Origin of the sequence: Xenorhabdus ehlersii, from assembly GCF_003610465.1 — a bacterium.
Lineage (GTDB): Bacteria > Pseudomonadota > Gammaproteobacteria > Enterobacterales > Enterobacteriaceae > Xenorhabdus > Xenorhabdus ehlersii.
Genome location: NZ_RAQI01000002.1, coordinates 586,617 through 601,262, shown reverse-complemented (window position 1 = coordinate 601,262; position 14,646 = coordinate 586,617). Strand labels below are relative to the sequence as shown.

Annotated in this window: 10 protein-coding genes and 1 pseudogene; all 11 read left to right on the top strand. The window is 41.0% G+C overall.

Annotation, left to right across the window (positions count from 1 at the left end):
- Nucleotides 1-169 precede the first annotated feature (169 nt).
- Nucleotides 170-382 (top strand): transcription antiterminator/RNA stability regulator CspE, encoded by a 213-nt coding sequence (gene cspE, locus BDE27_RS08650; protein ID WP_047766586.1) that lies wholly within the window; start codon nucleotides 170-172, stop codon nucleotides 380-382.
- 801 nt (nucleotides 383-1,183) lie between these two features.
- Nucleotides 1,184-1,882, top strand: coding sequence for an MgtC family protein (locus BDE27_RS08645; protein ID WP_244208733.1), 699 nt, complete (start codon nucleotides 1,184-1,186; stop codon nucleotides 1,880-1,882).
- A 106-nt stretch (nucleotides 1,883-1,988) separates the two neighbouring features.
- Nucleotides 1,989-3,800: pseudogene (gene mgtA, locus BDE27_RS08640) on the top strand (magnesium-translocating P-type ATPase); the annotation flags it as partial.
- Nucleotides 3,801-5,360: 1,560 nt separating this feature from the next.
- Complete coding sequence (gene flhD / locus BDE27_RS08635; RefSeq protein WP_074019618.1) at nucleotides 5,361-5,711, top strand: flagellar transcriptional regulator FlhD; 351 nt, start codon at nucleotides 5,361-5,363, stop codon at nucleotides 5,709-5,711.
- 2 nt (nucleotides 5,712-5,713) lie between these two features.
- Entirely contained in the window at nucleotides 5,714-6,295 is a 582-nt protein-coding gene (gene flhC / locus BDE27_RS08630; protein ID WP_099131251.1) for a flagellar transcriptional regulator FlhC, read from the top strand.
- A 134-nt stretch (nucleotides 6,296-6,429) separates the two neighbouring features.
- Complete coding sequence (motA, locus tag BDE27_RS08625; RefSeq protein ID WP_099131250.1) at nucleotides 6,430-7,311, top strand: flagellar motor stator protein MotA; 882 nt, start codon at nucleotides 6,430-6,432, stop codon at nucleotides 7,309-7,311.
- A gap of 2 nt (nucleotides 7,312-7,313) precedes the next feature.
- Nucleotides 7,314-8,327 carry a flagellar motor protein MotB gene (gene motB / locus BDE27_RS08620; RefSeq protein ID WP_099131249.1) on the top strand — a complete coding sequence of 338 codons (1,014 nt, stop codon included), beginning with the start codon at nucleotides 7,314-7,316 and terminating at the stop codon, nucleotides 8,325-8,327.
- 6 nt (nucleotides 8,328-8,333) lie between these two features.
- The gene (gene cheA, locus BDE27_RS08615; protein WP_099131248.1) at nucleotides 8,334-10,571 is read left to right on the top strand and encodes a chemotaxis protein CheA; all 2,238 of its coding nucleotides are present in this window, start codon (nucleotides 8,334-8,336) and stop codon (nucleotides 10,569-10,571) included.
- Nucleotides 10,572-10,575: 4 nt separating this feature from the next.
- A complete protein-coding gene (gene cheW / locus BDE27_RS08610) occupies nucleotides 10,576-11,073 on the top strand; it encodes a chemotaxis protein CheW (protein ID WP_074019720.1) in 498 nt (165 codons plus the stop codon).
- A gap of 178 nt (nucleotides 11,074-11,251) precedes the next feature.
- Entirely contained in the window at nucleotides 11,252-12,955 is a 1,704-nt protein-coding gene (locus tag BDE27_RS08605; protein WP_099131247.1) for a methyl-accepting chemotaxis protein, read from the top strand.
- A gap of 56 nt (nucleotides 12,956-13,011) precedes the next feature.
- Nucleotides 13,012-14,643, top strand: a complete 1,632-nt coding sequence (locus tag BDE27_RS08600; RefSeq protein WP_099131246.1) for a methyl-accepting chemotaxis protein — start codon at nucleotides 13,012-13,014, stop codon at nucleotides 14,641-14,643.
- Nucleotides 14,644-14,646: the final 3 nt, after the last annotated feature.

Here is a 14,646-nt window from a genome sequence, read left to right as displayed (position 1 = left end):
ACAGACCTACTTTATGTACGACATATTGAGTTAATGAGTTATGTGTAAGTGCTATCCCTCTGGTAGCCTTTGTTGACCGTTTCCTTCTTAGTGCCTCCATAAGTAATAGCTGATACTGGCCAACACATGCCCGAGGTGGCGAGTTTTTTTTGATATATAGGAAAGTCAAATGTCTGACAAAATGAAAGGTCAAGTGAAGTGGTTCAACGAATCTAAAGGCTTTGGTTTCATCACTCCAGCTGATGGTAGCAAAGACGTATTCGTACATTTCTCTGCCATTCAAGGTAACGGTTTCAAAACCTTAACAGAAGGCCAGAACGTAGAATTCACCATTGAAAATGGTGCCAAAGGCCCAGCAGCAGCAAACGTGACTGCTATCTAATTTCTGCCTTATGCCTTATTTAAGCTCGCCAGCGCGAATGCCGTGGCGGGCTTTTTGTTTTCCTTCACCGTGTTTTCTGTACCATAAAATTTATTTCACGAATCTCATTTTATGTGTTCAATCCTAAAATGTCCGCAGGTTATTTATTTGATTGATAAAAAATAACATAGTGAAAGTAAGTTAGGAAAACGGAAAGTCATTTCTGTCTTGTAGAACAATCTGCCTGTTTAAGGCCTTTACTTGTTAATTTTAACTGTTTATACTCCCCCGAAAATTCTATTGGAGAACGATTAATTGGACAGTCAAAGCTTTTGGTTAAATAAAAAAATAATCTGGTAAGCTGTTCATATCCCTTCGATTTGCTGCTTACCTGGAATGGTGGGCGGTGCTACTTTAACTTCATGAGTTGTACCCACCTGAAGAAAATTTGTCTGATATTAAGGATCTACTGAGTTGGAATTCTTAGTCAGGTATCAACTGAAGGTATATCGGGGTATACATGATGTGGTCATATATTCACTCCTTGTTTCCTCCGGGAACATACGAATAATCGATTAAAGACTCGTTGTCAGAATATTCTATGTACGATGAAGAGATGATCTCTTCAGGCTATTCTTTGCGTATTAGTTTTATAACGAATTAAAAAACTCAACCAATAAAAAGCTCAGCAAATAAAATTAAATGAGCCAGCCTCTATGTACATGGTTTTCTGCACCTAATAGGTACTAATCAATCAAGTTCACAATCAACAACTTGAGGGACTTAGAGTATCTTTATCCATTTGATGTTATGGAGAATGCCATGTTGTTAACATCTATTGCAATGCACTTACTATCTGCGCTGTGTTTTGGGGCTTTGATTGGAGCAGAACGCCAATGGCGTCAACGTATGGCGGGATTAAGAACCAACGCTTTGGTATCAACCGGTGCTGCACTTTTCATGATTACTGCAATGAGCGCTTCTGAGGGAAATCCTGATCGTATTGCGGCACAAATTATCTCTGGCGTTGGTTTTCTTGGTGCTGGTGTGATTATGCGTCAGGGAATGAGCATTCGTGGTTTAAATACAGCAGCGACATTATGGTGTTCAGCGGGAATAGGGGAGTTATGTGGTATGGGGCAATACTGGGCAGCAGGGATTGCTACAGCGATTATTCTCTGTGCGAACATTTTATTGCGGGAGCTCGCACAACGAATTAATACTCAGCCTCACCAGCAAGCCTTAGATTTAGAACAGCGTTATAAGATCCATATTATTTGCGACATAAATGATGAAATCCTAGTAAGGACTTTGATTTTACAAGCCCTCAATGGCTTAGGTGTCAGATTGCAGTCATTGAGCAGTGCAGATGCCATTCAGCCTGACAGGCTTGAGGTTTGTGCGGAAATATTAGCAACACCTGCGGAGCAAAAAGAAATCGAATCGATTGTTTGTCGAGTAAGTTTGGAGAAAAGCGTCACTTCAGTTAATTGGAAAATTGCGGCTGAACTACCAGCTTAGAATATTCTTTTATTTTTAATTCCATAATTTTATATCAATAAGGAGTCAATATGGACGATGCCCCTCCCTCTACACTAAATGAGATGTTGCCTATGGAGTAAGTAATTCACAGAAAAAAGAAATTCCAATCAAGTACTTGGTTCCGGGAGATATTGTTTATTTATCTGCCGGAGACATGATCCCAGCAGATCTGTACTTAACCGATTCCAGAGATTTATTTATCAGCCAGGCAATTTTGACGGCGGAAGCGATCCCTGTCGGAAAATATGACACGATGGCTCATGTGAGTGCCAAGACAGCACACTTACTTTGGTGCAATGGACATATTATGTACGGACAAAACAGGAACGTTAACGCAAGATAAAATTATTCTCCAGTACTATTTAGATACAGAAGGCAAGGAAGATGCTTCTGTATTCCATTGGGCTTGGTTAAACAGTTTTCATCAAAGTGACACCAAAAACGTAATGGATCAAGCCATTGTTAGGTATAGATGCGATAATTCAGGCCTTGATTTCCTCCGCAGCTACAGAAAAATTGATGAGTTACCTTTTGATTTTGTTAGACGCAGATTGTCAATTTCTATACAGAATTTGTCTAATAACTATCAATTAGTTTGCAAAGGAGTCGCAGAGGAAATGCTATCAGTTTGCTCCTATATAAGGATAAAAGAGAAAATTATTTCTCTAACTGAAGAAAGCCGCAACAATGTAATGGAATTAGTTAGCAGTTATAACGAACAAGGTTTCAGAGTGTTAATCTTAGCGACTCGGGAGTTAAGTCACGATGAAGTGAAACACCCACTTTTTGTTGCAGATGAAAAGGAGATGGTGCTACAGGGTTTATTAACATTTTTAGATCCAACAAAAGAAAGTGCTGCAATGGCAATTGCAGCATTAAGGGAAAATGGTGTTTTAATTAAGGTGGTTACCGGAGATAATCCTGTTGTTACGGCTAAAATTTGCCGAGATGTGGATTTAGATTCTGGAAATATTCTTATTGGCCCTGATGTTGAACTAATGAGTGATGAAAACCTTTCAAAAGAAGTGGAATTAAGATCAGTCTTTTGTAAGTTAACCTCTCTGCAAAAATCATGCATTTTAAAATCATTGCAAAATAATGGACATACTGTTGGTTTTCTTGGTGATGGAATAAATGATGCCCCAGTATTACGGGATGCCGATGTTGGAATTTCAGTTGATACAGGGACGGATATCGCAAAAGAATCAGCAGATATCATCCTGCTTGAGAAGAATTTGATGATTTTAGAAGAGGGAGTAATTAAGGGAAGGGAAACGTTTGGGAATATCATCAAGTATTTAAATATGACGGCTAGTTCAAATTTTGGAAATGTATTTTCTGTATTAGTTGCCAGTGCATTTATTCCATTTTTACCGATGTTAGCCATTCATTTGCTTGTACAAAACCTAATGTACGATATTTCTTAATTGTCTTTGCCGTGGGACAAAATGGATAAGGCGTTTTTGAAAAAAAACCGTAATGGGATGCAAAGAATATAGGGCGTTTTATGCTCTGGATTGGTTCTACGTCATCTATCTTCGACATCACGACTTTCGCTGTGATGTGGTATGTATTTGCAGCTAACAGTATAGAACATCAAGCATTATTTCAATCGGGGTAGTTTGTGGAAGGATAGCTATCACAGACCTTGGTTGTACATATGTTGTGCACACAAAAATTCTTTTGTGCAAAGTACGGCAGCGCTCCCTGTTTTATTAACGATACTAATAATGGTACTTGTGTTTACATTCAGTTCTCCGCATTTGGTACCCTAATTGGGTTACAACCACTACCGTGGGAATATTTTCCATGGTTAATTGGGACATTAATAAGCTACTGTATCATTGCTCACATGATGAAGCGGTTTTACATTCATCGATTTGGTGGATGGTTGTAAATAATTCTCATTAAATAATATCTTATTCTGTGTGGGTTAAGAGAGTAATTCATACGGAATATATGACATTATGACTCTCATCATGGCGAACTTTTGCAGATATTTAGAACAGGTCTTGGTGTTATTCTTTAAAAACGAACTACCTACCACAACACAAATGAATTTAAGGAAACAATAGCGTTACATTTACCTGTTATTTTTTTTATTTGAAACGCTCAATTAATCTATCTATTTCTATTTATTTTCAAAGTTAAATAGGATGAATTGCTTTTTTATATCTGTTTTTACATATGGTTTTATTTGTTTTGTTCTAATTCTTTATTCGTCTTTTAATTAGGTTTTATGTGATAATATGTTGTTGCCAAATTTGCATTTGGGGATTATTTTATATTTATATTTTTTGTTATTTAAGCAAATTAATTTTTGGTCAATAAATTACCTTGTTTGAGAATTTAACTGCGGATTTGCCCGCGCTGAAAAGCCTTATAAAACATTTATCATTCTTATCATTTTCGCTGTGGGCGTGAAAATAATTGATTAATTTTATTTATTTATTGTGCGTGTGAGCTAGCTAAAGAGGGGAAATAATCAGCAAGGGACTCTTAGTTAAATTTATGTCACAAGCAGGCGGTGTATGTATTTATTTTGTTTAGAAAAATTTATTGATTATGATGGTGGAAAATATCCTTGATAGATTGCAGAGGGGATTGAATTTTGTTTAATTAGCAAAGTCTTGCTAGTTGAGTTTACAGGGTGTGAAGATGCAGATGTTTTTTTATTTCAATATCATACTGTATTTTATCTTATTTTTGTGATCTGTGTGATGTTTGTGCTCAAAGTGGGGGAGTGTGTATTTTCTCTTCTGTTTGAAAATGCTGCGATTATAAACTAAAAATGATCATACTGATAGCTTTTCAATAACTAGTATTCACATTTAATTAATAAATTTGGCATGACTATGATCTAAATCAAGTTATAGTGGAAGATGAGTACCTACCTGCATTATCAAGAAGCAAATTTTATTAGAATATTGATAATTTAACTAAAGGAAAGATTTTTTATCGTTATTTTGGATTTATAAGTTTAATAGATCGTATAAAACCAAAAACACTGTCTAATATTTTTATTTAAATAATTTAACTTATTAATTGTAGACTATTTCTCGTTTTTTTTTGCTTGAATAGTTAATGAGCTAGAATCATAATAAAAAGCACCAGTTTTGTGATCAGGATCACATAGTATTTAAAATGACATATATTCTCCGTTGTATAAGTTGATGATTCAGGAGTAAAGTTAATTAGCATTAAGAATATTCTTAATCAATTGTGGCAAGTGCATTACCCAGATGACGCAATAATACTTTTACAACCCATTACCGAAATATTTTAGAAATTGGGCGATCCCAAGAGTAATACAAAGGACAGTTACTGCTCTGGCTAAAGATGTATATTTCAGTTATGTCGGAGATTATTGAATCTCATGCTACTGGTAATTTTGTCGTGAGTGATTCTTTGATCACTTAATTTGATTTTTTCATGTAATCGGACGGGATATATAGAAATGAGTACGGCTGAATTGCTCAAACATATTTATGACATAAATTTATCGTATTTGCTTTTGGCACAACGGCTAATTAACCATGAGAAAGCATCTGCGATGTTCCGTTTAGGTATTAGTGAATCGATGGCTGATACGTTGGCCGAGCTGACATTGCCTCAGTTAGTAAAATTAGCTGAAACAAACCAACTGATTTGCCATTTTCGGTTTGAAGACCACGAAACCGTACAGCAGTTAACTAAAGAATCGCGGGTGGACGATCTGCAACAAATTCATACAGGTATCTTACTGTCTACTCATCTTTTTCAGCAGTTATCCGCCCAGGATGACACCTCAATCAAGAAAAGAGCGTAAAGATGGTTGAAAAAAGTATTGTTCAGGAAGCGAAAGATATTCAGCTGGCAATGGAACTCATCACTTTAGGCGCGCGATTGCAGATGCTTGAAAGTGAAACCCAACTAAGTAGAGGCCGCTTGATCCGATTGTACAAAGAGTTGCGGGGAAGCCCTCCGCCTAAAGGGATGCTCCCCTTTTCGACGGATTGGTTTATGACTTGGGAACAGAATATTCATTCGTCAATGTTCTACAATGCTTACCGTTTTCTGTTGAAAAGTGGACATTGTGAAGGCGTAGAGGCTGTTGTCAAAGCTTATCGTTTATATCTTGAGCAATGTCCTCCGGCGAATGAAGAAGGGCCTGTTCTGGCATTAACCAGAGCTTGGACATTGGTTCGTTTTGTTGACAGTGGGATGTTACAGCCAACACAATGTCGCTGCTGTGGTGGAACTTTTATCACACACGCTCACCAGCCGGTAAATAGCTTTGTTTGTAGTCTTTGTCAGCCCCCTTCACGGGCAGTAAAAAAACGTAAACTTTCCTCTCAACCTGCCGATACTAATTCACAACTGCTGGATGGATTTGCTCAGCAAGCTGTGTGAATTTAAATGGGAAAGTAAAATTCAGGTTACAGGTTTGATTATAAACTCTGTAACCTGTCGTCGCACTCTTCTTCATTTATCGATTCTCTCTGTTCAGATCCCATCTGCTCACCAACTTAGCTAAAGGATATCGCGTGTTAGTACTTTTAGGATATATCGTGGTTTTTGGTGCGGTAATTGGTGGCTACCTACTTGTCGGTGGTCACATGGGCGCACTTTATCAGCCAGCGGAATTTTTGATTATTGCAGGTGCGGGAATTGGCGCTTTTATCGTGGGCAATAATGGCAAGGCGATAAAGGCAACACTGCGTGTTTTACCAAAAGTATTGCGCAGATCAAAATACAACAAGGCGATGTATATGGATCTTATGGCGTTGCAGTTTCGTCTGTTGTCCAAATCTCGCCAGCATGGGCTGCTGGCTTTGGAGCGAGATATTGAAAATCCACATCAAAGCGACATTTTCACCCAATATCCTCGTTTGTTAAAAGATCAGTATTTGATGGATTTTATTACTGATTATATGCGCCTGATCATCAGCGGTAACATGAATCCTCATGAAATTGAAGCCTTGATGGATGAAGAAATTGAGACTTATGAACAAGAAAGTGAAGTACCAGCGACGAGTTTGGCGGTTGTTGGGGATTCACTGCCTGCATTCGGGATTGTTGCGGCTGTCATGGGCGTCGTTCATGCATTGGGATCTGCGGATCGTCCGGCAGGAGAATTAGGTGTGCTGATCGCACATGCGATGGTGGGAACATTCCTTGGGATCTTATTGTCTTATGGTTTCGTTTCCCCTCTGGCAACACTCCTTCGTCAACGCAGCAGTGAGCAGGTCAAAATGATGCAATGCATCAAAGTGACACTGCTTTCCAGTTTGCATGGTTATGCGCCACAAATTGCAGTTGAATTCGGTCGTAAAACGTTATTCCTCACAGATCGTCCTTCATTCACAGAACTGGAAGAACATGTTCGTCGGGTTAAATCCCCTGTACAACAAGAAGTTGAAGAATAATTATGAGAGCGAATAATGTTTCTGTCGTCAGAATAAAGAAGCGTAAAAAACATGATTCGAACCATGTCGGCGGATCATGGAAGATTGCTTATGCTGATTTTATGACTGCAATGATGGCATTCTTTCTGGTTATGTGGTTGATATCGATAGCCAGTCCGCAGGAATTGACTAGCATTGCTGAGTATTTCCGCACTCCTTTAAAAGTAGCGATTAATCAGGGACAGAAAAGCAGCGATAGCACCAACCCGATCCCTGGGGGAGGGGATGATATTTTCCAACAGGATGGGGAAGTTTTCCGTCAATCTAATCTAGTTGAAGCTAAAGAAGAAACTCGCCGCTTAAATCGGTTACGTCAGCAACTCGACCAATTGATTATTACCGATCCTCGCCTTAAAGAGCTGCGTCCTCATCTATTGATTGACATGATGGATGAAGGTTTACGTATTCAGATTATCGATCGAGAAAATCGCCCGATGTTCATGATTGGCAGTTCGAAAGTCGAAAGTTATATGAGCGATATCTTGCGGGCAATTGCGCCGATCTTGAACGATATTCCAAACAAAATCAGTCTTTCTGGTCATACCGATAATTTACAGTATGCTAACGGTCAGCGGGGTTACAGTAACTGGGAGCTTTCTTCCGATCGTGCCAATGCATCAAGGCGCGAATTGCTGATAGGTGGTCTGGATGGAGCCAAAGTCCTGCGAGTTGTGGGTATGGCATCTACTGTTAGTATGCAGAAAGATATCGATCCTAATGCGCCGGTTAACCGTCGTATCAGCATTATTGTACTAAATAAAGATGCAGAAAAAAGGATTGAGCAGGAAAACAGTGGCGGTAACGCCATGACCGCTAACAATAGTATGGATATGCAAGAAGTCATCAGAATGGATTCAAATGAGGGAGCGGCTGCTCAGCAACCCACCGAACAATCCCATGTGATCATAAAACATGAAATCACAAAATCGGAACAGCCATCGGCTGAACCGCCGAGTGATAATCAGATGACAGAGTAAGTAACGATGGATATTACCGCGTTTTATCAAACTTTCTTTGATGAAGCAGATGAATTATTGGCTGATATGGAGCAGCATTTATTGTTGCTTGATGCCGATGAGCCTGATCATGAGCAGTTAAACGCAATATTTCGCAGCGCCCACTCCATTAAGGGGGGCGCTGCGACTTTTGGTTTTACCAAGCTGCAACAGACCACGCATGTTTTGGAAAATCTGCTCGATAGCGCCAGACGTGATGAAATACGTTTGACTATTGACATTATCAACCTGTTTTTAGAAGCGAAAGATATTATGCAGCAACAATTGGATGCCTATAAAAGTTCTCAGGAGCCGGATGAAGACACATTCAATTATATCTGCGAGACACTGCGTCAGCTTGCATTAGAACTACAACAAGGACATCAGGAAAAAGAATTTTCTGCAGCAACACCTGAGATTCAGGCTGAACTTGTCACGGAAGAGGTTGTAAATGAAGTTGAGGAAAAACAGGCAGTAGCATCGGTTCAGTCCGAAGAAAATCAGCCGGAGGAGAGGCATACTTCAGCAGACAAATCCAATCATGGACAGATCCGTGTTCATTTATCTGGATTGAAAGAACGCGAAGTCAGTTTAATGAAGGATGAATTGGGGCATCTTGGTGAGATTTATGATGTAGAACAGACTACCAATAGCCTTGAAGCCTCATTGATCACATCTGCGACAGAAGATGATATTACGGCTGTCTTGTGTTTTGTCATTGAGCCAGAGCAAATCACTTTTTTACCAACAAATGAGTCTCAGTCAGAAGGCGCGGACACTGAAACAGAACAAGATGCAGCAGTAGCAAAAGGTGATGTTGTAGATGCCATAGTAAAAACGGATACGGTAAAAACTACGGTAGAAAATAGTACAACAGACAGCAATACAGTAAAAGATACTACCACAGCAATAAATACGACAATTACAAATAATCCACAGCCGACTGATGCTCCGAAAAAAGCAGATGTACGTGAGGTTGGGCGTCCGGCGCCCCGCCCGGCGGCGGGATCGCCACGTCAACGTGCGGAATCATCCAGTATTCGTGTTGCCGTAGAAAAAGTTGATCAGCTTATCAATTTAGTGGGTGAATTGGTCATTACCCAATCTATGCTGGCCCAACATTGTAACGGTTTGGAACCGACCAAACACAGTGAATTGCTGAGCTGTATGGCCCAATTGCAGCGAAATTCCCGTGACCTGCAAGAATCTGTCATGTCAATTCGCATGATGCCGATGGAATACGTTTTTAGCCGTTACCCGCGTTTGGTGCGGGATTTGGCTGGAAAACTCAATAAAAAAGTGGAATTGACACTAATTGGCAGTTCGACAGAACTGGATAAGAGTTTAATTGAACGGATTATCGATCCTCTAACCCACCTGGTACGTAACAGTCTTGATCATGGTATTGAAAGTCCGGAAAAACGCCTTGCAGCGGGTAAACCAGAGACGGGTAATTTGACTCTGGCGGCTGAGCATCAAGGTGGAAATATCTGTATTGAAGTTATTGATGATGGAGCGGGTCTGAACCGTGAAAAGATCTTAGCAAAAGCACAATCTCAGGGCTTAAGCGTCAGTGAAAATATGAGCAACGAAGAAGTGGCTATGCTGATTTTTGCCCCCGGCTTCTCTACCGCAGAAGTGGTAACTGATGTTTCTGGGCGTGGTGTTGGCATGGATGTGGTCAAACGCAATATTCAGGATATGGGCGGGCAAATTCAGATTAACTTCCAGGCAGGAAAGGGAACTTTCATTCGCATTTTGCTGCCACTAACATTAGCGATACTGGATGGCATGTCAGTCAGAGTCAATGAGGAAGTTTTCATCCTGCCACTGAGTGCCGTAGTGAGTTCATTGCAACCACAAGAGGAAGATATTTATCCATTGGCGGGTGATGAAAAACTATTGCTGGTACGTGGGGAATATTTGCCTCTGCTTGAACTGTATCGCATATTCGATATCCCTAATGGAATCACTGATCCAACGAAAGGCATTGCTGTTATTGTGCAGAGTGCCGGACGCCGTTATGCCTTGCTGGTGGATAAATTGGTGGGGCAACATCAAGTTGTTGTTAAAAATATTGAGAGCAATTACCGCAAAGTACCGGGTATTTCGGCGGCCACCATTATGGGGGATGGTAGCGTTGCGCTCATCATTGATATTCCTGCTTTGCAAAAACTTAACCACGAACAATTGGCACAGCGCAAAACATTTCACACTAAAAGGTAACATCATGTCGGCCATAGAAGAATTTAATAAATTATCGGGGGAAACGACCGGAAAGGAATATCTGGTTTTCACCTTGGGTGATGAAGAGTATGGAATTGAGATATTAAAGGTGCAGGAAATTCGCGGTTATGACCAAGTTACCCGCATTGCAAACACGCCTGCTTTTATAAAGGGGATCACCAACCTGCGTGGGGTGATCGTTCCTATCATCGATTTGAGGATCAAATTCTCACAGGAAGATGTCACCTATAACGACAATACTGTTGTGATTGTTCTGAATTTGCTTAACCGTGTTGTTGGGATTGTGGTTGACGGTGTGTCAGATGTGCTGTCCCTGAAAGAAGATCAGATTTGTCCTGCACCAGAATTTGCGGTCACTTTATCAACAGAATATTTAACGGGGCTGGGTTCTATTGATGAGCGGATGCTGATTCTGGTTGATATCGAAAAGCTTCTCAATAGTGAAGAAATGGCATTAGTTGATTCAGTCGCCAAAGGTTGATGTAAAGATTGATATTTTGGGGCTATTGCAATAAAAAACAGCAGCCCCTTTGTTTTAGATCAAAAAAATGCCGTAAAAAATCAATTTTTAGAATTATACGTAAAGTTCCCTTTAAGTGTGCCGATAACTATCTGTAATTCTAAAAATCGGCATAGAAATTTAGTAAAAAAGGGAAGTTATGTTTAACCGAATGAAAATAGTGACGGGATTAATCTCAGTCATCATATTGTTTGGTGCTTTGCAACTTATCTCCGGGGGATTGTTCTTCAAGGGGTTGAAGAATGATATAGATGCCTTTGACTTAATAGATAAAATGCGAGAGCAGCAAATCTATCTGGATGAGAGCTGGGTTAACCTGCTACAAGCCCGTAATAACCTGAACCGTGTTGGCATCATGTACATGATGAAAAATCGCGGTGTTGAAGGTAGTTATAAAACTGATGACGCTCTGGCAGAAGCCAAAGCTAATATTGCCCGTGCCGAACGGCTCTTCGAAAAATATGAACAGACTGAAAAATTGTCTTTCTATGATTCAGAACACCTGCAACGTTTGAAACAGACCCATAATGACTATCTTAATGCGCTTAAAGAGTTAGATAACATGCTAGCGCATAACAAGTTTGAAGAGTTTTTTCTCCATAAAACAACGGATTATCAGAATGCGTTTAATGCGGAATTTAACTTTTATCTATCCCAGAGCGCAAAATTTTATGATCAGGTGTCACAGGAAGCTGATAAAGCTTACAGCAATGTTGTTGTTTCGTTGATCCTTGTGATGCTCCTGCTGTTTGTGGTCATGGTGATAAGCTGGATTGGCTTACGCAAAGCGCTGATCAATCCGTTGCACAAACTGTTGGACAATATTAAGGCCTTCTCAAGAGGGGACTTGACTCAGGCGATCACGGTAACTGGCAATAATGAAATGGGCATGTTAGCCGTTGGCTTGAGACACATGCAGGAAGAACTGATCAATACGGTCAGAAGTGTTCATCAAAGTACCGAAACCATCTATACCGGCACCAGTGAAATTGCCGCGGGTAACAACGATCTTTCTTCCCGTACTGAACAACAAGTGGCTTCGTTGGAAGAAACGGCTGCCAGTATGGAGCAGTTGACTGCGACAGTAAAACAGAATGCTGATAATGCCCGTCAAGCCAGTAACTTGGCTGACAACGCCTCTGAGATCGCCCGTCAGGGAGGTAAAGTGGTGGCTAATGTCGTTCAGACCATGCATGAAATTGCGGACAGTTCTCGTAAGATCTCTGATATCACTGGTGTCATTGATGCCATTGCTTTCCAAACCAATATTCTCGCCCTTAACGCTGCTGTGGAAGCTGCCCGTGCCGGTGAACATGGCCGTGGTTTTGCCGTGGTTGCTGGTGAAGTGCGTAATCTGGCACAGCGCAGTGCAGAAGCGGCTAAAGAGATCAAAGCGTTAATCGAAGACTCGGTAAATCGTACAGATACCGGTTCCATGCAGGTAGAAAGTGCTGGCGAAACCATGAACAAAATTGTCGATTCTGTTACCCGTGTGACTGACATTATGGGGGAAATTGCATCGGCTTCTGATGAACAAAGTAGAGGGATCACGCAAGTTGGTGTCGCTATTTCCGAAATGGATAGGGTCACACAGCAAAATGCGTCATTGGTTGAGCAGTCTGCTGCTGCTGCGGCGGCATTGGAAGAGCAGGCCAAGATATTGACCAAAGCGGTTGCGATGTTTCAGTTACCGGAGCAGGCAGAAAGGAAGCAGCCTGAGAAAAGAAAACATGAAGTTTTATCGGCGACAAAATCGTCGACTCCTCCAGCTAATAAAACAAATCTTCCCATGCTGAAGAAAGACAGCAATGTGGAAGACCCATCTAATTGGGAAACATTCTAAAAAAATAATAGCGATAACCACGGCTGCATTATGCAGCCGTTAAACGAGGTGATTACATGTTAGGCAAGCTCCGCATATCAACCAGTTTGTATCTGTTACTGATGATGTTTTGTGTTCTGCAAATTATTTCGAGTGGTTTATCTCTGGGAATAATTTATACAGATCAGACATATATCGAAAGAATTGATCTGGGAACTCAACGGAGAGATACCCTTGGATTGAGTTGGTCGGCATTGTTGCAAACGCGTAATACTTTGAACAAAATCGCAATAGCCCAGAGAGCGGGGCAGTCACAAACGCAGATAGAGTCAATGGAGGCGTTACTCAAAGGTTCAATGAATGACGCAGACCGGAATTTTGCCAAATTTAGTTCACTACCTCGGATGGAACAAACTGATCATGGTGCAGCTTTATTAACTGCGGTTGAACATTCTTATCAAGAATATATCAACGCATTAAAAGAGCTAAAAACTTATCTTTATGAAGGTAATTTTCAGGCTTTCCTTGATCAACCTACAGAAGATTATCAGCGGAAGATGGAAATTGCATTTAACAACTATATGCAGTTTCTCGGCGCTAACATTAACTCAGCAGTTTCTGAGGGGAAATTTTACTACAAAGTATCCATTGCTATGTTTTTTGGCGCCGTCTTGATGGTATTTGTTGTTTCAATAGCAGCTAATTGGTGGATGAAACGTAACTTGCTCAGACCGTTTTCGAATATGAGAACTTGCTTCCAGGATGTAGCGGAAGGGCGTTTGGATAAGGAAATTGCCGTGTTCACCGATGATGAAATTGGTGATATTTTCCGCAAACTGCGTGACATGCAGGCATCATTAGTCAAATCCATTGCTGCCGTGCGTGAGAATACCAACCAGATGTATTCTGGCATTCAAGAGATCACTCAGGGTAATACGGACTTATCTTCACGTACAGAGCAACAGGCCGCATCACTGGAAGAAACGGCTGCCAGTATGGAAGAGTTGACTGTTACCGTTAAACAGAACGCAGAAAATGCGCGTCAGGCCAGCGAACTGGCGGTATCTGCTTCCCAGACTGCTTCAAAAGGTGGTGAGCTGACCACAAGTGTTGTAGCAACTATGGATGAAATTGCCACAAGTTCGAAGAAAATCAGCGCCATTATCAGTGTTATTGATGGCATTGCTTTCCAGACCAATATCCTGGCACTGAATGCTGCCGTTGAAGCGGCACGTGCCGGCGAACAGGGACGTGGCTTCTCTGTCGTAGCCGGTGAAGTACGTGACTTGGCACAACGTAGTGCCGAAGCCGCGAAAGAAATCAAAACGTTAATCGATGAATCTGTCCATCGTGTTAACCAGGGTTCAGAATTGGTGAATAATGCGGGACAGACGATGGATGAGTTGGTTAGGTCGGTGAACCAGGTGACTGATTTAATGGCTGAAATTGCTGCTGCCTCTGATGAGCAGAGCCGTGGTATTCATCAAGTTGCTCAAGCCGTTAGCCAGATGGATCAAGTCACACAGCAAAATGCTGCGTTAGTGGAACAATCTGCCGCAGCCGCAGCTGCCCTTGAAGACAAGGCGGACATGTTGGTAAAAACTGTTGCTCAATTTGAACTGCCTGACAGTTTGGAAAATGAGTACGATCATCAAGCGACCGCTACATCAAACATGACTGATGAGCATGTTGTAAGTCAACTACGCTGAGGT